At 46.0% G+C, this 20,355-nt stretch carries 21 protein-coding genes and 1 other RNA gene; 2 read left to right on the top strand and 20 right to left on the bottom strand.

From position 1 onward, the window contains the following. Positions 1-103: 103 nt before the first annotated feature. From EC604_RS02270 to EC604_RS02280, 3 genes are all read right to left on the bottom strand, one after another. Entirely contained in the window at positions 104-523 is a 420-nt protein-coding gene (locus EC604_RS02270) for a hypothetical protein (protein ID WP_429349866.1), read from the bottom strand. A gap of 35 nt (positions 524-558) precedes the next feature. Further along, positions 559-777, bottom strand: coding sequence for a DUF1540 domain-containing protein (locus EC604_RS02275; protein WP_090914705.1), 219 nt, complete (start codon positions 775-777; stop codon positions 559-561). Positions 778-960: 183 nt separating this feature from the next. Then, on the bottom strand, positions 961-1,467 hold the full coding sequence (locus EC604_RS02280) for a YpuI family protein (RefSeq protein WP_090914707.1): 507 nt from the start codon (positions 1,465-1,467) through the stop codon (positions 961-963). Positions 1,468-1,767: 300 nt separating this feature from the next. On the opposite strand from EC604_RS02280, the gene EC604_RS02285 reads away from it, so the two are divergent. After that, positions 1,768-3,642: a S8 family peptidase gene (locus EC604_RS02285; protein WP_123062554.1), complete on the top strand. Its 1,875-nt coding sequence runs from the start codon at positions 1,768-1,770 to the stop codon at positions 3,640-3,642. A gap of 159 nt (positions 3,643-3,801) precedes the next feature. Here EC604_RS02285 and EC604_RS02290 read toward each other — a convergent pair whose 3' ends face one another. Beyond that, a complete protein-coding gene (locus EC604_RS02290; RefSeq protein WP_123062555.1) occupies positions 3,802-4,053 on the bottom strand; it encodes a hypothetical protein in 252 nt (83 codons plus the stop codon). An 85-nt stretch (positions 4,054-4,138) separates the two neighbouring features. Beyond that, a complete protein-coding gene (locus EC604_RS02295) occupies positions 4,139-5,659 on the bottom strand; it encodes a PLP-dependent aminotransferase family protein (RefSeq protein ID WP_123062556.1) in 1,521 nt (506 codons plus the stop codon). 112 nt (positions 5,660-5,771) lie between these two features. On the opposite strand from EC604_RS02295, the gene EC604_RS02300 reads away from it, so the two are divergent. Next, the gene (locus tag EC604_RS02300; RefSeq protein ID WP_123062557.1) at positions 5,772-7,001 is read left to right on the top strand and encodes a PLP-dependent aminotransferase family protein; all 1,230 of its coding nucleotides are present in this window, start codon (positions 5,772-5,774) and stop codon (positions 6,999-7,001) included. 307 nt (positions 7,002-7,308) lie between these two features. Here the strand turns inward: EC604_RS02300 and rnpB are convergent. The 15 genes from rnpB to ybeY all read right to left on the bottom strand — a co-directional run bounded on the left by rnpB (position 7,309) and on the right by ybeY (position 20,338). Further along, positions 7,309-7,718: RNase P RNA component class A (rnpB, locus tag EC604_RS02305), an RNA gene on the bottom strand. A gap of 83 nt (positions 7,719-7,801) precedes the next feature. Then, the gene (locus tag EC604_RS02310) at positions 7,802-8,917 is read right to left on the bottom strand and encodes a Nif3-like dinuclear metal center hexameric protein (protein ID WP_123062558.1); all 1,116 of its coding nucleotides are present in this window, start codon (positions 8,915-8,917) and stop codon (positions 7,802-7,804) included. Continuing rightward, positions 8,893-9,651 (bottom strand): tRNA (adenine(22)-N(1))-methyltransferase, encoded by a 759-nt coding sequence (locus tag EC604_RS02315; protein WP_123062559.1) that lies wholly within the window; start codon positions 9,649-9,651, stop codon positions 8,893-8,895. The genes EC604_RS02310 and EC604_RS02315 overlap by 25 nt, the downstream gene beginning before the upstream one ends. A 184-nt stretch (positions 9,652-9,835) precedes the next feature. After that, on the bottom strand, positions 9,836-10,975 hold the full coding sequence (rpoD, locus tag EC604_RS02320) for an RNA polymerase sigma factor RpoD (protein WP_110897979.1): 1,140 nt from the start codon (positions 10,973-10,975) through the stop codon (positions 9,836-9,838). Between the two features lie 45 nt (positions 10,976-11,020). After that, the gene (gene dnaG, locus EC604_RS02325; protein ID WP_123062863.1) at positions 11,021-12,841 is read right to left on the bottom strand and encodes a DNA primase; all 1,821 of its coding nucleotides are present in this window, start codon (positions 12,839-12,841) and stop codon (positions 11,021-11,023) included. Between the two features lie 47 nt (positions 12,842-12,888). Beyond that, on the bottom strand, positions 12,889-13,356 hold the full coding sequence (locus EC604_RS02330) for a YaiI/YqxD family protein (RefSeq protein WP_430538727.1): 468 nt from the start codon (positions 13,354-13,356) through the stop codon (positions 12,889-12,891). Between the two features lie 226 nt (positions 13,357-13,582). After that, the gene (glyS, locus tag EC604_RS02335; RefSeq protein ID WP_123062560.1) at positions 13,583-15,658 is read right to left on the bottom strand and encodes a glycine--tRNA ligase subunit beta; all 2,076 of its coding nucleotides are present in this window, start codon (positions 15,656-15,658) and stop codon (positions 13,583-13,585) included. After that, positions 15,651-16,538, bottom strand: a complete 888-nt coding sequence (gene glyQ, locus EC604_RS02340) for a glycine--tRNA ligase subunit alpha (protein WP_123062561.1) — start codon at positions 16,536-16,538, stop codon at positions 15,651-15,653. The genes glyS and glyQ overlap by 8 nt, the downstream gene beginning before the upstream one ends. After that, positions 16,486-16,722 (bottom strand): hypothetical protein, encoded by a 237-nt coding sequence (locus EC604_RS30225; RefSeq protein ID WP_205127904.1) that lies wholly within the window; start codon positions 16,720-16,722, stop codon positions 16,486-16,488. Before EC604_RS30225 ends, glyQ begins: the two co-directional genes overlap by 53 nt. 233 nt (positions 16,723-16,955) lie before the next feature. Continuing rightward, the gene (recO, locus tag EC604_RS02345) at positions 16,956-17,708 is read right to left on the bottom strand and encodes a DNA repair protein RecO (protein ID WP_123062562.1); all 753 of its coding nucleotides are present in this window, start codon (positions 17,706-17,708) and stop codon (positions 16,956-16,958) included. A gap of 33 nt (positions 17,709-17,741) precedes the next feature. Next, positions 17,742-17,882, bottom strand: coding sequence for a YqzL family protein (locus EC604_RS02350; RefSeq protein WP_123062563.1), 141 nt, complete (start codon positions 17,880-17,882; stop codon positions 17,742-17,744). 122 nt (positions 17,883-18,004) lie between these two features. Then, positions 18,005-18,904, bottom strand: a complete 900-nt coding sequence (gene era / locus EC604_RS02355) for a GTPase Era (protein WP_123062564.1) — start codon at positions 18,902-18,904, stop codon at positions 18,005-18,007. Positions 18,905-18,936: 32 nt separating this feature from the next. Then, positions 18,937-19,350, bottom strand: coding sequence for a cytidine deaminase (locus EC604_RS02360; RefSeq protein WP_123062565.1), 414 nt, complete (start codon positions 19,348-19,350; stop codon positions 18,937-18,939). A gap of 113 nt (positions 19,351-19,463) precedes the next feature. Further along, positions 19,464-19,841, bottom strand: coding sequence for a diacylglycerol kinase family protein (locus EC604_RS02365; RefSeq protein WP_123062566.1), 378 nt, complete (start codon positions 19,839-19,841; stop codon positions 19,464-19,466). After that, the gene (ybeY, locus tag EC604_RS02370) at positions 19,841-20,338 is read right to left on the bottom strand and encodes an rRNA maturation RNase YbeY (RefSeq protein ID WP_123062567.1); all 498 of its coding nucleotides are present in this window, start codon (positions 20,336-20,338) and stop codon (positions 19,841-19,843) included. The genes EC604_RS02365 and ybeY overlap by 1 nt, the downstream gene beginning before the upstream one ends. Between the last annotated feature and the right edge of the window lie 17 nt (positions 20,339-20,355).

Here is a 20,355-nt window from a genome sequence, read left to right on the forward strand (position 1 = left end):
AAAACCTTCTGATTCACTATAAGGAAGTGAATACAGAAGGCTTTTCTAATGTCCTGCGATCTGAGGATAACTTTCTCATCCCATGAACGGATGTCCGCTTTTTTTAACGTGCAAAAGGAATCATAAAAAAGTAACTGAGTGTAGCGACGATGCCCAATCCGATGGACCATGCGCCCGCTGTTTTACGGCCATTCACGAATGCAAAATAGCCAAGCACAGCCGCTGCGGGACCCAGTACAATAGACCACATAAACAATGATGCAATACCAAAAGCAAGACCCATATAACCTGCAACGCGGCCCGAAGACTCCATTACACGGTCAGCCTCATGTTTCTGCGGTACTGCATCTGAATGCACGCGGTCGCTCTCCCTGGTTCGCACGGTTGCTCGCGGCGTAATCTCCGCACCGTACTCCTCACGATATGCTTTTCTTGGATAATCCACACGCTGGCGCTGTTGTTGACCCTGCGATTCTGTGTTGTAACGATCCAGATGTTCGTCTTTGAAATCATCATTCTTCACGTGAAAGCACCTCCGTTAATGGATGGGATGACTGCTTACTTAGGTCTGAATGTGTGACAGCATGTTGCTGAAGAGGTACGTGCATGATCATGATGATCGGAGTCAAATGTCTCTCCGGCAAATTCCTCATGCAGACGACGGGTAGCGTGCTGGTCAATGTCAATCATGATGGCATCGGCCTGGCAAAAGTTGTTTTCTCCCCAGAAATGACAGTTGGAAACGCTGCATTTGACAATTGGTTTGTCATGGCTCATTTTTTATCACCTCGACATCTAATGTTCCCACGCACCAAATCCGATATTCTTCGCCAAAATGCCAGATGATAACATGTCTCAGGGTATACATTTATCTAGAGCCATTCAGGTCGAAACGAACGTTCCATCTTTACATCCAAACAAAAAAAACCGCCTCAAGGGCGGTCTATGTTTTACGAAATATTAAGCGTGGTTACGTTGGCTTTGCATACGACGCTGGGTCAGATAATCACTCTCGTAATAGGCCAAGTCGTCACGCAGTTCTTCATAAGTCTTGGAAATTTCCAAAATGACGTCGCGTACAGCACGAATGGGCTTATCACGGAAACGGATAGCATCCTGACCTGTGTAAGCATATCTTCCGTCCTCAGAGTAGCACTCATTTTTCGGATAGAAAAAGCTGTTCACACTTTGGTGATACGTATTATAAAGAGCCTTTTCGGCAAATTCGACATCAAAGTTGGCACGACGCAGCACAACGCCAAGTTTTTCGTAAGAAACTTCAGAAAAAACGAGCAAATGACGGAGATCTGAAAGGAAACCTTTGTAGAAGGCGGTTGATTCCTCCGTCTGGTTCTGATCCAGTTCAGGCAAAGCATTTTCATTCAAAAACTTTTCGATCCGATCGATCGCCGGTTTTAACTTTTCTCTGGTTGACTCACATGTTTTTTGTACATTGGCTGCTGACATAAAGGTAGCTCCCCCTTAAATAAGTCCTTACATTTTTACATCCAGGTAGGCCAAACCATGTTTGTTTCCTGACCTTTTGAATACTCAGATATAATCCTACCATAAAAAGTTGACGAGCGGTATCCCTTAATCGCGCTTTCCATTCCTGTCATGATACATGCTTCGGAATAAGCAATGACTCGAAACTCTTTTGTATAAAAATATGTGCTTCTCCTAACGATAACTACATCCGTGACAACGACGATGCGTTCATGCACGCCGTATGATCATCGTCCAAAATGAACGAGGAGGTTCTGTCTTATGTCCAGACCAAGGTGGATCAACTGGGCTCTTGCAGCAGGTGCAGGCGCATTAGCGCTGACCTTACTGCTTCCAACATCCAACCGTACCGTACCCAAGCCAAGCGCTATGCAGGAAAATCCTCAGAAGGAACATGCCAGTAAACAGCGTTTGAAAGTTCAGGATATCAAAGCCACTGATCTGCTGACACGTGTAGATGCCAAACAGCACCTCGGGATCATACTGAATAAAACGAACACGATGACAGATGCACAGGTGACCCGTTATATGAAAGATCTTCAAGATTCACACGGGCACATGCGGTCTATTCAATTGATGAATATCGATGACTCATCGAGTAAAAGATTTGATCGTGCGTTCAAAGAAGGAAGTAAACTGGAGCAGCAAAAATTATCTCATGCCATGAATTTGGCAAAAAAAGCGGTACACAAGCGTCAAAGCTTCGAGTCCTCTTCGTTTCCACTTGGAAAGGAAAAATACTTTGTCATGGGACAACCCTCCAAGGATGGCAAACGAGCTATCATCGCTCTGTTTAGTCAAAGCGTATTAAATGCCGTGGAAGAACATCAGCGCAAAAATTTACGGATGATTCCTTATCCACGTGAAGGAAAATTTAAAATCGAATCGGTTCATCCCGACACGTTAAACGAAATCACGGTAAAAACCGGGCATGACAACGCCAATGCAAGCCATTTTTACGAAAATGAAATCGTCATTCGTTTCCGGCAAGATCCGGGTGAACGAGATATGCGCATGATTCGTTCTGACGTGAAGACGCAGTCTGCTCGCAAGTTAGGTTATACGTATGTTTTTCGGTCTGAAACAATGAGTTATGCACAGCTGCGGGATTATTTCGGAAGTAAATGGAATCCCCTGTATATGGAGCCTCACTATATGTACTTAACCAATGAAACGGCTGCTGAACAACCGGATGTCCCCATCCCTAACGATGTACTGTTTTCCGATTATCAGTGGAATCTTCCTGCCATTGAGACAAATCGCGGGTGGAACATTACGAAGGGCAACAAAGATGTTATCGTAGCCGTGGTAGATACAGGTGTTGATGTGAATCACCCGGATCTCAAAGGAAAATTGCTCGAAGGATACAATGTTGTGAATCCGGGCAACAAACCGCTCGATGATGTCGGTCACGGGACCCATGTTGCCGGAATTATCGGCGCGATTGTGAACAATAACGAAGGTGTAGCTGGCATGAGCTGGTACAATAAGGTGCTCCCCGTCAAAGTGCTGGATAACTCGGGATCAGGTACAACGTATGCCGTAGCTGAGGGAATCATTTGGGCAGCCGATCATGGCGCCAAAGTCATTAACATGAGTCTCGGTAACTATGCGGACGCTCAATTTCTCCATGATGCTATTAAATACGCTTTTGATCGGGATATCGTGCTTATCGCTGCAACCGGCAACGATAATACCGAGCGTCCAGGATACCCTGCTGCTTATCCCGAAGTTTTTGCTGTCTCTGCTACAGACCCGGATATGAATAAAGCCTCCTATTCCAACTATGGCGACTATGTGGATGTCATGGCTCCCGGATCAAGTATTGCTAGTACGTACCCGGACAATCAGTACGCCGCTCTGTCAGGTACATCCATGGCCAGTCCCCACGTTGCAGCACTTGCAGGATTAATTCGCTCGTTGAACCCGGATTTGACCAATACGGAGGTCATGGATCTGATGCGACAAAGTGTAATTGATCTAGGAGAACCCGGCCACGATAAGTACTACGGCTATGGGCAGATTGATGTATACAAAGCGCTGCAAGCCGCATCCGGAAGCAGTGCCCCGTTACAGTTCTGGCCTCAGCATGTCAGACAGCAGATGGATAACACGATGAAAAAATATATCCGATAATAACTTATGGCATAATCGTTAATTTCCAGGTTATTCGGATATCAGAGTGAACGTGCCACATTTTCCAAATAGAGTTATACAAGAAAATAAAAGCAGCTGCGCCCCGGGGCGTATGCTGCTCTTTGGTTTGATTCTTTATTCCCGGGGCGCCAACTGCGATTAGCGCTTGCGAGAAGTCGAGCGGGCTTTGCTTGATTTTTTCACGGATTTTTTCTTATGGCTGGATACATACATCGGACCTTCTTCTCTTATAACAACGGGGTACATATGATGAGGTATTGGAACACAGTGGTGTTGCTTCACAACTTCAATCGGGTGGATTACAGGCACAATCTGTGGAATGTAATAATCCTGAACAACCTGAATCGGGTCACATACAATCGGTGAAACCTGTGGACAACAATGGTTCATTTCAAACCAACTCCCTTTCAAGTGATACTATAACCTATTGCAGTGAACCCGATGTGGTATGGATGGATGTCCATATCCTTAAAAATTAAATGAGCGGTAGCCTGTCCGCCGTTGCCCCAGATTGTTGGGATGAGACCTTCTCAATGACAGTGCACAGAATTCGAAGCCCTTGCTTCAGCGCTTCGCTACTCGTCACAGTGAAACATATTCTTAAACTCGTCGTGTCACTTTCCGCAACATAACAAGCTGAACCAGGCAGAAAAGACACGCCCGCAGCGAGAGACTGCCGATGCAGTTCATGCATATCCATATTCCCCTGCAATTCGAGCCATAAATTAAGCCCTCCCTCAGGAAGACGCCATTGCATCTCCTTCGTTGCACACTGCTCCAGCACCTCTGAGGCAGCACACAAGCGTGAGTAGAGTTCTTCTCGGAGCTGATAAACGTAAGTGTCATACTGTTCCTGAATATAAGCCTGAAGTGCTTTCTGTGTTAATAACGGACTCCCCAGATCGGCCGTAGACTTCGCGGCCACAAGCCGGGTTAGCACACTCCCATCGGCTATAGCACAAGCTACACGGCAACCGGGGGAGAGTACTTTGCTGAAACTTTTAATATATACCACATGCCCTGCACGATCCATGGACTTAATCGAAGCCGGTGGCGGCTCACGAAAGTATAAATCTGCAAACGGATCATCTTCCAGAATGAGGCAATGATAACTTTGTGCAATATTTAGCAATTGGGCCCGCCTTTGAGCACTCATCGTCACACCTGTCGGATTGTGATATGTAGGGATCGTATAGATTAACTTGGGTGGATATGTGTCACACAAGCGGGTAAGCAGATCAATACGCATACCTTCATTGTCCACAGGAACGGTAATGATTTTGGCTCCTCGACTCGTGAACACATCTATAGCCCCTGTATACGTTGGTGCCTCCATATATACGACATCTCCAGGACCGATAAATGTACGAGCTACCAGATCAATCCCCTGCTGTGCTCCGCTTGTAATTAACATTCTTTCGGGTGTGACTTGCATTCCGCGAGAAGCAAAATGTGTTGCAAAGGTCTGTCTTAGTTCCCAATCCCCCTGAAATGATCCATAGGCCGCCATGCGCTCTGCATGTTCTGAGGACAAGTGATAGGCGCTATTGATAATATCACGTGTAGGTAATAACTCAGGTTGAATCGCTGACATATGCAGTTCATAGCGGACTTGAGGGGATGCGTCAAAATGTCTCCATAGTTGTGCTCTGGGTAAATAATCAACCAGTGTCATCTGCCAGTTCAACGAAACGCCTGAGCCTCTGATGCTCATTTTGCTATGGGCAACTGCTTCTCTGGACATTTGACCGGAAGGCTCTGTTCCCCTTACATAACAGCCCTTTCCCTGAGAGCAACGAACGAGTTGTATAGCCTCCAGTTCCGCATAGGCTTTAGTTACAGTTACCAAGCTAACGCCTAAATCAGCGGTAAGCTTACGAACAGATGGCAATCTCGTTCCCGGTTCAATCAAACCTGAGCGGATACGATCTGCAATGGTCAGAGCAATCTGCATATATAATTTGGTACTGCTTCCCCGTTTAAGCTCAATATGCATGTCTACTCATCGCCCCTAACTGTTATGATCGTTGTTTTACTGTTATAGTGTGCTACGTCTAATATAGGTTATAGTATCAGTATAACAGTGAATAACAGGAGATGAGAATAATATGAGTACACCTTGGTCTAAAATGGCACAAAACACACCGTCCTCTGTCGTTCGCGACATGTTGCAGGCTGCTCAGGCACCTGGAATGATATCACTTGCTGGTGGATTGCCAGCACAGACTTCATTTCCGCTGGAAGCTATTCGTCTGGCGTATGAAAAAGTATTTATGAGCGGATCAGCCGCTCTTCAATATGCAGAAACGGAAGGTTACCGTCCTCTTCGTGTCAAAATCGCCGAGCGCCTGGAATCGAAAGGACTTCCGGCATCACCTGATCATATGCTTTTGACTACTGGATCACAGCAATCTATTGATCTCATCTGCCGAATCCTTTTAGATCCTGGTGATCGCGTGCTCGTGGAATCCCCCACTTATTTAGCTGCCTTGCAAGTCATTCAATCCTATCAAGGAGTCTCTCATGGGGTGGCCTGTGATGATCACGGCATGTTGCCTGAATCACTCGAAGAACTGCTTCAGCTACACCGCCCTAAACTCGTCTACATCAACCCTACGTTCTCCAATCCGACAGGAAAAGTCTGGTCACGAGAAAGAAGACAACAAGCCGTCGATTTGTGCCGCAAATATGGTGTGCTTATTCTGGAAGATGACCCTTATGGCGAAATTCGCTTTAACCCGGAACAGCTGGACGTACCCGCTCTCGCTGCACTGGATGCCGCTTCCTATGAAGGACCATCTAACGTAATTTACACCAGCACTTTTTCCAAAACGGTAGCCCCAGGTCTTCGTACGGGCTGGATTCTAGCCGCTCCAGATATTGTAAAAATCGCTGCTAGAGCCAAACAGGGTGCAGACTTGCATTCGAGCAGCATCGATCAGCGTGCACTCCATGCCTTGCTTGAAACCTTTGATTTGGATGGCCACATTCGTCACATCTCTCAGGACTATGAAGAACGCATGAAAAAGCTAACTACACTCATGGCTTCTAAATCTTGGGATGGAATTACATGGAATTCTCCACAAGGTGGGATGTTCCTATGGTTGCAATTGCCTGAAGGCATGCTCGCTAGCAATCTATTTACTTATGGCATTCAGGAAAAAGTGTGCATCGTGCCTGGAGATTCCTTCTATGCCGGCACACCAGAGCTTAACCGGATGCGTATTAACTTTACGCATACTGACCCTGAACTTCTTCCTGAGGCCGCCCAGCGAATGGATCGCGCGATTCAGCGCTGGCATGCTTCCAATCAATCAGATCATGTCGTTACCATGTAACTAACAGGCAAGCATGTAACTGTAATCATCTGTAATTGATCAACATAACAGTTAGCCGCTTATTCCATATAAGGGATAGGCGGTTTCTTTATGCGTGGGTGTTTCTCTTTTCACACATGATATATAAATAAAAAATAAGGCGGCAGATTCGTTAAAACGAATCTGCCGCCTTATTTTATATAACCTGTCCTGGCGCGAACAGGAGCATTACATTTTAAAAGGTCAATTTTGAAAAGTTCCTCATGTGATGAGCATTGATAATGCCTAACATCAAAACTCTGATGCTGTTAACTATTGTTGTTGCAGTTAGGAAAGCTTACCGTAAGCCGGGTTCTGTGCTCTTCGTGGTTCAAACGGGAACTACCCTCCCACCAGAAGCGACAATCATCTATCTAGGCCATGCATTGCTGCACAGCTCAAGCGACCAACCTAGACACACCTCGGGCTAAGGCTGTCTCCTCCAAAGAGGAGACCGTGTCCCATTAGGTCTTGCTCCAGATGGGGTTTACCAGGAACGAAGTCACCAGCGTTCCTCGGGGTCTCTTACACCTCGGTTCCATCCTTGCCTGTGCCGGGAAACCCGGCCATCGGCGGTCCATTTCTGTGGCACTATCCTTCAACTCGCGCTGACTGGACGTTATCCAGCATCCTGCCCTGTGGAGCCCGGACTTTCCTCTCGTGGCAACAAAGGCCACCAGCGATTGTCTGTCAAGCTTTCCGAACAACATTACATAGTATACAGGCATTTGCTGTCCCACACAAGCTAAATATTAATGGAAATCAGACTAACATGCTCGCTTTTACAGAAAGCGAAATACTTCGGTATCTACCTCGGATGCAGTCACCTGTGTCTCATATCGCTGATCCTCTAGCCGGACACGAAGCCAATCTGCTGTTTTAGGTTTCATGATTTTCTCCGTGTTATGACCCGGATCAATAATGCACATCCCAGCCATCAGCGCGTCATGTGCCGTGTGGTAATCAATATCTCCGGTTACAATGACATCCGCACCCTTGAAGCGTGCAGTAAGCGCATAACGACTACCCGAGCCGCCGAGCACAGCCGCTTTCTTGATCCTTTTGCTCAAATCACCGACAACGCGCACATGAGGCACATTTAATTGGGCTTTCACGACCTCTACCAGTTCGCCAAGTGTTTTAGGCTCCCGAAGAGGACCAAGACGTCCTAGGCCAAGTGTGCGCCCTTTTAAATCCAATGCATAAAGATCATATGCCACTTCTTCGTACGGATGCGCCTTTAACATCGCCTGTATGACCTTGCCCCGCAAACTTTGAGGTACGACCGTTTCAATACGTATCTCTTCCACACGTTCCATCTGTCCCTGTGATCCGATAAACGGCTGCGTCCCTTCACCAGGTACAAATGTGCCTGTTCCTTCCGTGCTAAAACTGCATTTATTATATTGACCGATGCTGCCTGCTCCCGCTTCCAAAATCGCCTGTAGTACCTGCTCATGATGCGTTCTAGGCACAAATACCGCCAGCTTGTACAACTGATCTGTGTGCACATCCTCGAGCGATTCCTTGCTCTCAATGCCAAGCGCCTCAGCCATCCAGTCATTGATACCACCCTCAGTAACGTCGAGATTCGTATGACTGATGTAAACCGCGATATCATGCTTGATCAACTTTTCATACAATTTGCCCATAGGCGTATCCGTGCTGAGTGATTTTACGGGACGGAAAATAATAGCATGATGGGCAATAATCAGATTGGCTCCGATCCGAATCGCTTCATCCACAACCTCGTTTGTGACGTCCAGCGCTACAAGCACATGAGTAATGTCCTTTTGCAAACTTCCCAGTTGCAGACCAATACGGTCGTCGGGTACAGCCAGATGTTTGGGAGCAAGTTGCTCCATCAATTGAATTACGGTTTGACCTTTGGCAAACATGCCAGTACCTCCTTCAAACTCGTGATAAGCTGTTCCACCTCTGCTGCTTTGTCCCTGGAAGAATCTTGATCGGACTTGGAGATGGATTGCACCACGCTCTCTAATTTGAGTATCTCACTTTCCCATTTGGAAAAAAATACGTCCGTTGCACGGTCTACCAAGTATGGCCCCATACGTAACAGCAAATCTTCCGTCAACTCCACCTCACCCTGCAGGGGACGAGCACGGTATACCTCTTCATTCGTGATTGGGCTACCATCCTCCGGCATTGCGGTAATAATTTCATAAATCTTGCCATCTTCTTCAAGAAGTTTCTCAGCCACAACAACCCAGTGATGCTGGAGTAGCCAGCGTCGCAAGATATCCTCGCCTACATTGGGCTGCAGAATCAATAACTGTACACCTTCCAGTTTGGAGATTCCCCGGTCTAAAATGGAAGCGATCAGTGCGCCGCCCATGCCAGCAATGGTAATTACATCGACTTCTCCAGCAGTAATGACATCGAGACCATCTCCACGATGTACCGTAATTTGCGTTTTAAGTCCGGCATCACTGACTTGTTTAGAAGCGGCATCATAAGGACCAGGATTGACTTCCCCAGCTATTGCACTCACCGCTTTTCCGCTACGTATTGCAGCGACAGGTAGTAAAGCGTGGTCTGATCCAATATCCGCCATCCGGCTGCCTTCAGGAATTTGATCAAGTATTTGTTGTAATCGATTCGAAAGTTTCATGGAGCACCTACACCATTCTTTTAATTTATTGATTTGCATTGCGTAAAGAAAAGCGATAAAATAAAATCCAATCAAACATTTCAAGGATGAATTTCCAAAAGAAAGAAATCTAACCGTTCAAATTAAAACGAAAGGAGACCCCGCCGCCGCCAAAGCGTCTCGCAGAAAGTCTCCTACAGTTCAATTATTCGAGGAAATCCTTAAGTCGTTTGCTTCGACTCGGGTGACGCAATTTACGAAGAGCCTTGGCTTCAATCTGACGAATACGCTCACGCGTAACACCAAACACTTTACCAACTTCTTCGAGTGTTCTCGTACGTCCATCATCCAGACCAAAACGCAGACGAAGAACATTTTCTTCACGCTCCGTCAATGTGTCCAGAACATCTTCAAGTTGCTCTTTCAAAAGCTCATAGGCAGCAGCATCTGCAGGAGCCAGTGCTTCCTGATCTTCGATGAAATCACCCAGATGGGAATCGTCTTCTTCACCGATTGGTGTTTCCAAGGAAACCGGTTCCTGAGCAATCTTTGTAATCTCACGCACTTTTTCTACGCTTAGATCCATCTCCGCAGCGATTTCTTCAGGAGTCGGTTCGCGTCCAAGTTCCTGCAATAGTTGACGGGATACCCGAATCAGCTTATTAATGGTTTCTACCATGTGCACAGGGATACGGATGGTACGCGCTTGGTCAGCAATCGCACGTGTAATCGCCTGACGAATCCACCATGTCGCATACGTACTGAACTTGTAACCCTTTTTATGGTCAAACTTCTCTACCGCTTTAATCAGACCCATGTTACCTTCCTGAATCAGATCAAGGAACAGCATTCCGCGTCCTACATAACGTTTGGCAATACTTACAACGAGACGAAGGTTGGCTTCAGCCAAACGGCGTTTCGCTTCTTCATCCCCGTTTTCGATCCGTTTTGCGAGTTGCACCTCGTCATCAGCGGACAACAAAGGTACACGTCCGATCTCCTTCAGGTACATCCGTACAGGGTCATTAATTTTGATACCAGGTGGCAAGCTCAGATCATCATCAAAGTGGAACTCATCGTCTCCATCTCTGCCGCCATTTTCGGAATCATCGTTGGGACGAAGAGTCACCTCTTCATCATTTTCGTTAACAACATCAATACCGAGGTCGCTGAGTTGTTCGTAAAACTCATCCATTTGCTCTGCATCCTGCTCAAATGGAGAAAGTTTCTCAATAATTTCCTTATAGTTGAGTGAAGCTCTTTTCTTACCTGATTCAATCAATTGATCTTTAACCTGATCCAGTGTCAATTCTGTTTCTAGTTCAGTATGCTGATCATTCGCCATAACTCGACTCCCTCCTCCCTAGAAACATCCAAGTCATCCAGACGTTCACTGTCTCTCTAGGGCAATCATCTCAAGTGCAATTTGTGCCGCGCGTACAGAATCCCCTGCCCGCTCTGCAGCAATCATTTCTTCCTTTTTTAAATCGTACTGTTTTTTGCGCGGATACTTCAACACTTCCCTGATGCAATCATCGAGCACTTGGACGCTCCATTCACCTGGGCCATCCATCATCGAGATTGAGCTGACCGTCTTCTCCAGACGATCATCATGTAGCGAAGACATAAAACGACTTGTATCCGGCGGTTTGCCCTGTGCATAATAGGCATATAGATAAGCAGCAATTGCTGCATGATCATCTAAGTTAAAAGCTTCGCCAAGATGTTCATTTACATACTGAGCCGCTTCATCATCCTGTAACATCCAGGCAATCAGCTTGCGCTCAGCAGCATGGTATGCCGGCAACAGATTGGGTGTAGGTACCTGCCTATTTTGTTGCCTACCATTATTCCACCTTTTCGGGTTATTATCCCCATAATCCTCGTTATTTTTCATCGCTTCCCGTTCCTCGTTACATTCTTGCTTCAATGTTTCGAAGGATACGTCGACTTCAGCAGCAAGTTCACGAAGATACACTTCACGCTCTGTTGGTGAGGACAAGGGAGCAATCAATTTCACTGCTTCTTTGGAATAAGCGATTTGTCCGCCGCCTTCTAGCAGTATATGGTTTTTTTTGAGGTTTATAAGCTTAAATTTTGTAGTTGTTACGGCACCATCTACAATCTGGTTACGGAATCGTTCACCGCCGTGCTTTCGGATAAAATCATCTGGATCAAGCCCTTCAGGAATGAGCGCCACCTTAACCTGCAACCCAGCCTCCTCCAAAATGGGGAAGTTTTTCATTGCGGCAGCCTGTCCGGCTCGGTCGCCATCATAACAGAGGATAACCTCATCACACATGCCTTTGATCATCAGAGCCTGATTTTCCGTAAGCGCCGTCCCCATGGCTGCGACACCATTCTGAACGTCCTGATCCCACGCAGAGATAACATCGCCGTAGCCTTCAAACAAAATGACCTGTCTCTGTTTGCGTATTGCATTTTTAGCTTGGTGCAGATTGTAGAGAACACGGCCTTTGTTGAACAACCTGGTTTCTGGTGAGTTCAAATATTTCGGCTGTCCCTCTCCCAGAATCCGGCCTGCAAATGCAATCGGTTTGCCGCTTCTACCATGGATTGGAAACATGATTCGATCTCTGAATTTGTCCACATATCCTTGACCTTCACTTCGCTCTGACAGAAGTCCGCCTCGTTCCATCTCTTCTAGCGGATAGTTGCGCTTTTCCAGAAATTGCACGAGCGTGTCCCAACGATTTGGTGCATAACCAATCTGGAACTGATCAATCAATTTGTCACCAATACCTCGTGAGCGTAAATATTCCATGGCTACTTTGCCATGCTCTGTATTTTTCAACAGAAAATGATACAGCTTCGAGGTAAGCTCATAAGCTTCCAGCAGACGTGCCGTCTCCGGATTTACATGAGCGGATTCACGCCCCTGCCAGTCACCCATGGAGATATGACTTTCTTCTGCCATCGTTTTGACAGCCTCGGGAAAGGATAACCCTTCGATTTCCATCCTAAATTTGATGGCATTTCCGCCCGTGCCGCAACCGTAGCAATAGAAAATCTGTTTCTCAGGTGTAACGGTGAACGAAGGCGTCTTCTCGGAATGAAAAGGGCAGAGGCCTTTCATGTACTTCCCCTGCTTGGTCAGATGCACAAATCGGCTTACCGTATCGACGATATCATGCTGTTGCAATACCGATTCAATAATACTTTCGGGTATACCGCCTTGTCCGGTACTCATCTCGGCCACCTTCATCTCTTCTAACACGTAAATATAATTCGATAAACTTACACATTCTCCTGCAAATCTTTCAAAAGTTTTGTCAGTTTATGTTGAAAAATTTCTCGATCCTGCTCTGTAAAGGGTTTTGGGCCTTTCCCATAATGCCCCCTGCGTCTAGCTTTGGCCGCAGTATGACGGGAATCGAGCATAAAATCAATATCTTGATCTTTAAATTCTCGACCTCTAAACGATAAAACATAACAACGTTTGCCAAGAGCCAGCGCCGCTAGGCCATAATCTTGCGTAATAACCACATCATACGGCTTAATATGATTCGCAATGTACAGATCTGCGCTTTGATCACTGCGGTCTACTTGCACGGTCCGCACCCCCTCTCCCCCTTGTAGCAAATGGTCAAAGGAAGAGACAAGCAAAACAGGAACCTGAAAGAGACGTGCAGTATTGGCAATCTCGGTCTTAACCGGGCAAGCATCTCCATCAACAACGATGTGACGTATATTCAATTCACTCAAACCTATACCACCCGGCTTCATAAAATATCTGCATATTGTAATATACGACCCCAGTCACTGAAAATCCTTCTGTGTCTAATGGAGAAAAAACAGAGGCTAAAATACGGAGCGGTTATTTAAAACATTAAACAACCCGTTCCGTATATTTATACCCTCATATTTCGTTCTTTAATACTGTACTTATGTTTTGCTGAAAAGTACAAAGATAATCATTGAACTGCAGAGCTTATCCAACCAGTTTGGAGAAATCAGCAAAACCTTTCAAATCTTGATCTATGGCAGCAAGAAGGGCCAGTCGATTCGCACGCACCGCATCATCTTCCGCCATAACCATAACCGAATCAAAGAACAGCGTGATAGCACCCTTCCATGCTGAAGCGATAGCCAAAGCTTCTGAAGCATTATGCTTAGACAATGCATCGCGATAAGTTTCGTTCGTTTGATTCCAGGCATCAAACAGCTGACGCTCCCCATCTTCTACAAACAGTTCAGGATGTACCGAAGCGTTTGATGCTTTACTTGCCAGGTTTCCTACACGGTTGAACGATTCCAGCGTTGTTTTGAATTCTTCCGCCGCCAGTACGGCTTTCATCAACGCTTCACCTTTTGGAACAATTGCACTGATATCATCGAAACCGGAAGCAATCACTGCATCAACAACGTCATAACGTACCGTTTCCGATAGCAATTTTTTCACACGCAATGCGAAGAAGTCCTGCAAATCTTTACGCACTTCTGCATCTGCACGTTTCAACAGATTCATCTGAGCGTGAACTTCAAGTGCTGCGCCGAACACATCGGATAAGGTCAGCGGAAGTTGATGATCCAGCAAGATTTGTACAATACCTGCTGCTTGGCGGCGAAGTGCATACGGATCTTGAGAACCTGTAGGAATAATATTAATAGAGAAACATCCTACAATTGTATCCATTTTGTCCGCTGCACTAACAATTGCACCTACAAGAGATGCAGGAGATTGATCGCCAGCGAAACGAGGTTGATAATGCTCGAATACAGCCTTAGCAACTTCTTCTTTTTCACCAGCTTTGCGAGCGTAATCCTCACCCATTACACCTTGCAATTCAGGGAATTCACCAACCATCAGCGTAACCAGATCAAATTTGCAGATATCTGCGGATCGGCTAACCGATTCAGCCACATCACCAGATACTTGCAATTTCGTAGCCAGGATGTCAGCAATTTTGCGAATGCGGCGAACCTTATCTCCCACCGTGCCAAGTTCTTCTTGGAAGACGATGCTTTCGAGCTTGGACAATGCGTCCTTAATCTCCAGCTTCTGGTCTTCCTCGTAGAAGAATTTTGCATCCGACAGACGGGCACGCAGTACCTTCTCGTTACCTTTAGCGATAACATCAAGCGAATCACTGCCACCATTGCGAACCGTAACAAAATACGGCAACAACTGACCTTCCTGGTCCAATACAGGGAAATAACGTTGATGCTCACGCATGGAGGTAATCAAAACTTCCTGCGGAATGTTCAAGAATGAGGAATCAAATGTACCAAATAATACGGTTGGCGTTTCGACAAGGAAAAGTACCTCTTCAAGCAAATCTTCTTTGATTGCAATATTCCAGTTTTTCTCGGCAGCAAGTGCCTCGATCTGGGATACAATCATCTGCTCACGTTCAGAAATATCTGCAATGACATGCTGAGCACGAAGCACATCGATGAACGCCGAAGGCACAGATACCACAGCTTCATTGCCTAGGAAACGATGCCCACGCGTTACATTACCCGCTTTTACACCCGTTACTTCAAGATCAATCACTTCGGTGCCAAACAATGCAACAATCCAGCGAATAGGGCGAACAAATTTGAAATCATAGGATGCCCAGCGCATAAATTTAGGGAAAGTCATGGCGTGTAATACGGATAATAAACCTTCGCCAATAACGGATGCTGTATCTACACCTTTGCTGCTTTTCGTTGCATAAATATATTCAACACCATTCAGTTCTTTGAAGGTAAATTGATCAGGTTCTACACCTTGACTGCGTGCAAATCCAAGTGCGGCTTTGCTCCAGTTGCCACTGTCATCCAGCGCTATTTTGCGGGAAGGCCCTTTTACCTCTTCCTCCACATCTTCCTGTTTGTCGGCTACGTTCTGAATCAAAATGGCTAGACGGCGAGGTGTCGCGTAAGCTTGCACTTCACCATAAGCAATACGGGATGAATCAAGCCATTTCACAATGCGTTCCTGAAGTTGTGCAATAGCTGCGCGCATAAAACGTGCAGGCACTTCTTCCAGACCAATCTCAAACAACAGATCCTTAGACATTCTCGGCTCCCCCTTTCTTGATCAGCGGGAAGCCCAGCTTCTCACGCTCTTCCACATATGTTGCTGCCACTTGACGAGCGAGGTTGCGGACACGGGTAATGTATCCTGTGCGTTCTGTAACACTGATCGCGCCACGCGCATCGAGCAAGTTGAACGTATGGGAACACTTCAACACATAGTCATATGCCGGGAATACCAAGTGCTGTGCCATCGCTTTGTTCGCTTCATCTTCATACATATTAAAAAGGGTAAATAGCATTTTTACGTCAGAGATTTCAAATGTATACTTGGAATGCTCATATTCAGGTTGACGGAATACGTCGCCATAGGCAATCCCTTCAACCCATTCAAGATCAAATACATTTTCTTTTTCCTGTATGTAAGAAGCAAGACGCTCCATACCATACGTAATTTCCACTGCTACTGGATTCGTTTCGATTCCACCGACTTGCTGGAAATACGTAAATTGCGTGATTTCCATCCCGTCCAGCCATACTTCCCAGCCAAGACCTGCGCAACCAAGCGAAGGATTCTCCCAGTTGTCTTCAACAAACCGGATATCGTGCTTGAGCGGATCAATTCCCAGACGATTCAAACTTTCCAGGTAGATTTCCTGGATATTATCCGGAGAAGGCTTGATAATGACCTGGAACTGGTGGTGCTGATACAACCTGTTAGGGTTCTCACCATAGCGTCCGTCGGATGGACGGCGGGAAGGTTCAACATAAGCCACTTTCCAAGGCTCTGGTCCAAGTGAACGTAAAAAGGTCATCGGGTTCATCGTGCCTGCCCCTTTTTCCGTGTCATATGGCTGAACGATAATACAGTTATGCTCGGCCCAGAATTGTTGCAGCGTCAAGATCATCTGCTGAAAATTCATAATCATGCTCCTTTTCGGGTAGTTTGTTAGCAAGCATAGGAGGTGTACAGGCAATAATAAATAGCCCTCGTCCCACTACGCCTGATGTACAGACGTAGGGACGAGAGCTATTCCCGCGGTTCCACCCTACTTGGCCTGAATCAAACAAATCCTTGTCTAATCCGGCCCACTTTTCCGTGTCCATTCATGCTCCCGAGTGCCTTGTTCACAAACCGATTCAATCAGGCTCTCACCGTCCCTGACTCGCTTATCATTGATACACAAGCTAATTCTCTCAACTCATACGTGTATCAATCATACTCTGAATCCAGTTTCCTACTTTCTCGTTCAATGCATGTCTCTAAAAAGAGAATTTATATTTCATAATATATAAATTGAAAGATGAAGTCAATAACTATTTTCAAGTATGAACGCAGTTCAAATCCCGTACTTTTCCATTTGATCCAGGAAAGAACGGGACTTGAGATTCAAACCTAGCTGGTGATCCATGAAAGCTCGCATGACCTTTTTAATTTCATTACGCGTAGATTCACTTACAGAGATATTTCCCAAGCGTTGCAGATCCAGTTGCACAAACAGGCGCAACAACTTCAAAGTCTTTGGACTAACGGACGTCGCTGGCGGGTCAAAATGTTTACACGCCCTGCATAAGACACCGCCAAGTCTGGGACTAATAAATAATTGCTCATCCGGCCGCTCTTGGTTGCACGATATACACTCACCCAACTGTGGTCCGTAACCAGCCGCCTGTAATATTTTCATCTCATACAGACTTATAATGACTAAAGGATCTTTATCTTCCTTCAAAGCCTGCAAACAAGCTTTTAATTGCTTGAACCAAAACACTCCCGTCTCTTCATCCTGAAGTACTCGATCGAGCAGTTCACATGCATAAGAAGCATAAGCAGCCTTCACCAAATCTTCCCTGAGTTCATGATTGGATTCGATAATTTCTCCAGCATTCAGTGTACCAAGGCCTGTGTTGCGAAAATAAACATATTGTCCATAAGTAAAGGGCTGCACTAGTGCAGCATGCCGACTTTTGGGCTTTTTGGCACCCCGAACGAGTACTCCTGCTTTTCCACCACTTTCGGTGCAAAGCGTTACAATTTTATTTCCCTCACCGTAGTCCATGCTGCGGATGACAATGCCTTCCACCCTATATAACATGCCTCGTCACCTAACCATTCCTGAATCAGCCCTTTATTCTTTAGCTTCTTCATCTTCACTCACTTCCCTTGCAGTCTCTGACTCCTGTAATGACGAGTTACACGTCTCGGTATATAACAAATAGGATTCCACGTCCCCTGTCATTGAAAATACCTTCCATGAAAAATCCCGCATCGGAAATTCATCCTCTCTTCGGAAATGACGTCTGTTATACCCGATAGGATGGAGTCCTGCAAGGAAAACTATGTGTTGCAATTAATGGATAAACATTTTGCTGATATCACATTACGTAACGATTACTCTCGTCCAAAACCAAGGTCACGCAGAACGCGATCCTGATTTCTCCAGTCTTTTTTCACTTTAACCCACAGATCCATAAAAATTCTGGAACCAAGCAGATTTTGGATATCTTGACGAGCGCGCTTACCTACCTCTTTAAGTAACGCCCCTTGCTTGCCGATAATGATCCCCTTTTGTGAATCACGTTCTACAAAGATGACCGCGGATATATATACGACACCGTTATCCTGAACTTTCATATCTTCAATCGTCACAGCGATGGAGTGGGGTACTTCTTCGCGTGTCATTTGTAAAATTTTCTCACGAATAAGCTCTGCGCAGACAAACTGCTCAGGGTGATCCGTTATTTGATCGTCCGGATAGTACTGAGGACCCTCCGGCATATACTTGCCAATTTGCTCCAGCAGCGTGCTCACATTGCTGCCCAGCATAGCAGACACAGGCACAATCTCGGCAAAATCATGCAGTTTGCGATATTCCTCAATCAGTGGAAGCAACGCCTCTGGCGCAATTTTATCAATTTTATTCATGACCAAAATGACAGGTGTCCGCACGCTTTTCAATTGTTCAGCAATGTATCGATCCCCGCCCCCCATACCTTCGGAAGCGTCAATCAAAAACAAAGCAGCTTCAACCTCGCCAAGTGTGTTCAATGCGGTTTCATTCATGTAATCCCCGAGCTTGGATTGACGTTTGTGAATACCCGGCGTGTCCAGGAAAACGATTTGTTGTTCTTCGGATGTATAAACCCCGTGAATTTTGTTACGCGTTGTTTGCGGCTTGTCCGACATAATTGCAATTTTCTGACCAATCACCTGATTCATCAAAGTAGACTTACCTACGTTAGGACGTCCGATAATTGCAACGAATCCGGATTTAAATGCTTGTTTTTTCATATGTTCCTCCTCAGGCGCCTAGGCCTGGAATTTTATTTTTTGGCAGAGTTTAAGTCTGTGGGGCCAAACGCCCATGGCAACAATTCAGCCACTGTCGTTTCTAACAAGTCGCCTTTCAAATTACCCAGAATGACTTTCATATCCGGCTCACACAGTTCAAACATCACTTGGCGACATACGCCACATGGAGCAATCGGCCCTTCGGTATCTCCAACGATAGCCATCGCTTTGAAACTGCGCGGCTTATGTCCTCCGGCAATAGCACTGAACATAGCGGTACGCTCAGCACAGTTGCCCGGTGTGTATGCCGCATTTTCAATGTTGCATCCATGATGCACATGTCCTTCGCTATCGAGCAATGCTGCGCCTACCCCAAAATGGGAATATGGCGTATACGCCTTTGTACGTGCCTTTATCGCTTCCTGCATTAACAAGCCATTATCCATTGATTTTTCTCTCCCTTAGAGTGTGTGTAAAGGTATGCTCTTTGAGTTAAGTTGCTTACAGCCGTTTGATTGCACTGAGTCACTCCGATGACAGAATAACCTTTCGATCGCTGTTATCCCAATAAAACTCTCAACCAGGTAAGCACTGGTTTAAGAAAAACAATACATCCTATGATGACAGCGAACACCGCAGCCAGTAAAACCGCTCCAGCCGCGGTGTCTTTTGCCGCTTTTGCGAGCGGATGAATATCAGGCTGGGCCAAATCAACAGCGGCTTCTACGGCTGTGTTCATCAATTCAGTGACCAGCACCATAAATACAGCTGTCAACACAAACATCCAGTCCGTTCTGGAGATGTGGAAAAAAAATCCGGCTGCACACATCAAAATGGCTACTCCTGTGTGAACTCTAACATTCCGCTGCGTACGCAAGCCGTAAGCAATTCCTTCCAGAGCGTTGAGAAATACCTGACCCCAGGAGCGCCTTTTCATTATCGTGTCAACCCGGCTTGAGCAAGAACAGCTTCCTGTTTCCCCATCATCTCTGCCTCACTTGCTTCATCCTGATGGTCATAACCAAGCAGGTGCAAGAAACCATGAACAAACAGGAATCCAAGCTCACGCTCAAATGAGTGTCCATACTCCTCACTCTGCAATATCGTCCGCGGAACAGAAATAATGATGTCTCCAAGGATATCTGGCATTTCTTCCATTTCCTCGTCCTCATCAAGCTCGTAGATAATGTCGAGCTCTTCATCCACCGTTTCGTTCATCGCAAAAGACAATACGTCTGTAGGACGGTCGATACCACGATAATCACGGTTCAGTTCGTGAATCTGCTCATCATCCACAAACGTGAGCGCGACTTCTCCTTCCGTGATTCCCTCAGCTTCACCTGCGAGAGTCAACAATTGCTCCAGCATCGCGATCATCGGTTCTGTAATTTCTTTATCCTGTTGTTCATTATTCCATGCGAGGTTAAGACTCATTCTTTCATAACTCCTGT

This window comes from Paenibacillus amylolyticus (assembly GCF_003719335.1).
GTDB classification, from domain to species: domain Bacteria; phylum Bacillota; class Bacilli; order Paenibacillales; family Paenibacillaceae; genus Paenibacillus; species Paenibacillus amylolyticus_D.

What these genes read in the sequence shown, in the direction of transcription:
- era (WP_123062564.1), bottom strand. Translation starts at nt 18,904, where the DNA reads ATGAAAAAACAAGCATTTAAATCCGGATTCGTTGCAATTATCGGACGT.
- EC604_RS02290 (WP_123062555.1), bottom strand. Translation starts at nt 4,053, where the DNA reads ATGAACCATTGTTGTCCACAGGTTTCACCGATTGTATGTGACCCGATT.
- dnaG (WP_123062863.1), bottom strand. Translation starts at nt 12,841, where the DNA reads ATGAGTACCGGACAAGGCGGTATACCCGAAAGTATTATTGAATCGGTA.
- EC604_RS02310 (WP_123062558.1), bottom strand. Translation starts at nt 8,917, where the DNA reads ATGTTTGCCAAAGGTCAAACCGTAATTCAATTGATGGAGCAACTTGCT.
- EC604_RS02350 (WP_123062563.1), bottom strand. Translation starts at nt 17,882, where the DNA reads ATGCGGGATTTTTCATGGAAGGTATTTTCAATGACAGGGGACGTGGAA.
- EC604_RS02315 (WP_123062559.1), bottom strand. Translation starts at nt 9,651, where the DNA reads ATGAAACTTTCGAATCGATTACAACAAATACTTGATCAAATTCCTGAA.
- glyS (WP_123062560.1), bottom strand. Translation starts at nt 15,658, where the DNA reads ATGTCTAAGGATCTGTTGTTTGAGATTGGTCTGGAAGAAGTGCCTGCA.
- glyQ (WP_123062561.1), bottom strand. Translation starts at nt 16,538, where the DNA reads ATGAATTTTCAGCAGATGATCTTGACGCTGCAACAATTCTGGGCCGAG.
- EC604_RS02285 (WP_123062554.1), top strand. Translation starts at nt 1,768, where the DNA reads ATGTCCAGACCAAGGTGGATCAACTGGGCTCTTGCAGCAGGTGCAGGC.
- EC604_RS02360 (WP_123062565.1), bottom strand. Translation starts at nt 19,350, where the DNA reads ATGGATAATGGCTTGTTAATGCAGGAAGCGATAAAGGCACGTACAAAG.
- ybeY (WP_123062567.1), bottom strand. Translation starts at nt 20,338, where the DNA reads ATGAGTCTTAACCTCGCATGGAATAATGAACAACAGGATAAAGAAATT.
- EC604_RS02280 (WP_090914707.1), bottom strand. Translation starts at nt 1,467, where the DNA reads ATGTCAGCAGCCAATGTACAAAAAACATGTGAGTCAACCAGAGAAAAG.
- EC604_RS30225 (WP_205127904.1), bottom strand. Translation starts at nt 16,722, where the DNA reads ATGGACACGGAAAAGTGGGCCGGATTAGACAAGGATTTGTTTGATTCA.
- EC604_RS02300 (WP_123062557.1), top strand. Translation starts at nt 5,772, where the DNA reads ATGAGTACACCTTGGTCTAAAATGGCACAAAACACACCGTCCTCTGTC.
- EC604_RS02275 (WP_090914705.1), bottom strand. Translation starts at nt 777, where the DNA reads ATGAGCCATGACAAACCAATTGTCAAATGCAGCGTTTCCAACTGTCAT.
- recO (WP_123062562.1), bottom strand. Translation starts at nt 17,708, where the DNA reads ATGTTATATAGGGTGGAAGGCATTGTCATCCGCAGCATGGACTACGGT.
- EC604_RS02295 (WP_123062556.1), bottom strand. Translation starts at nt 5,659, where the DNA reads ATGCATATTGAGCTTAAACGGGGAAGCAGTACCAAATTATATATGCAG.
- EC604_RS02365 (WP_123062566.1), bottom strand. Translation starts at nt 19,841, where the DNA reads ATGAAAAGGCGCTCCTGGGGTCAGGTATTTCTCAACGCTCTGGAAGGA.
- rpoD (WP_110897979.1), bottom strand. Translation starts at nt 10,975, where the DNA reads ATGGCGAATGATCAGCATACTGAACTAGAAACAGAATTGACACTGGAT.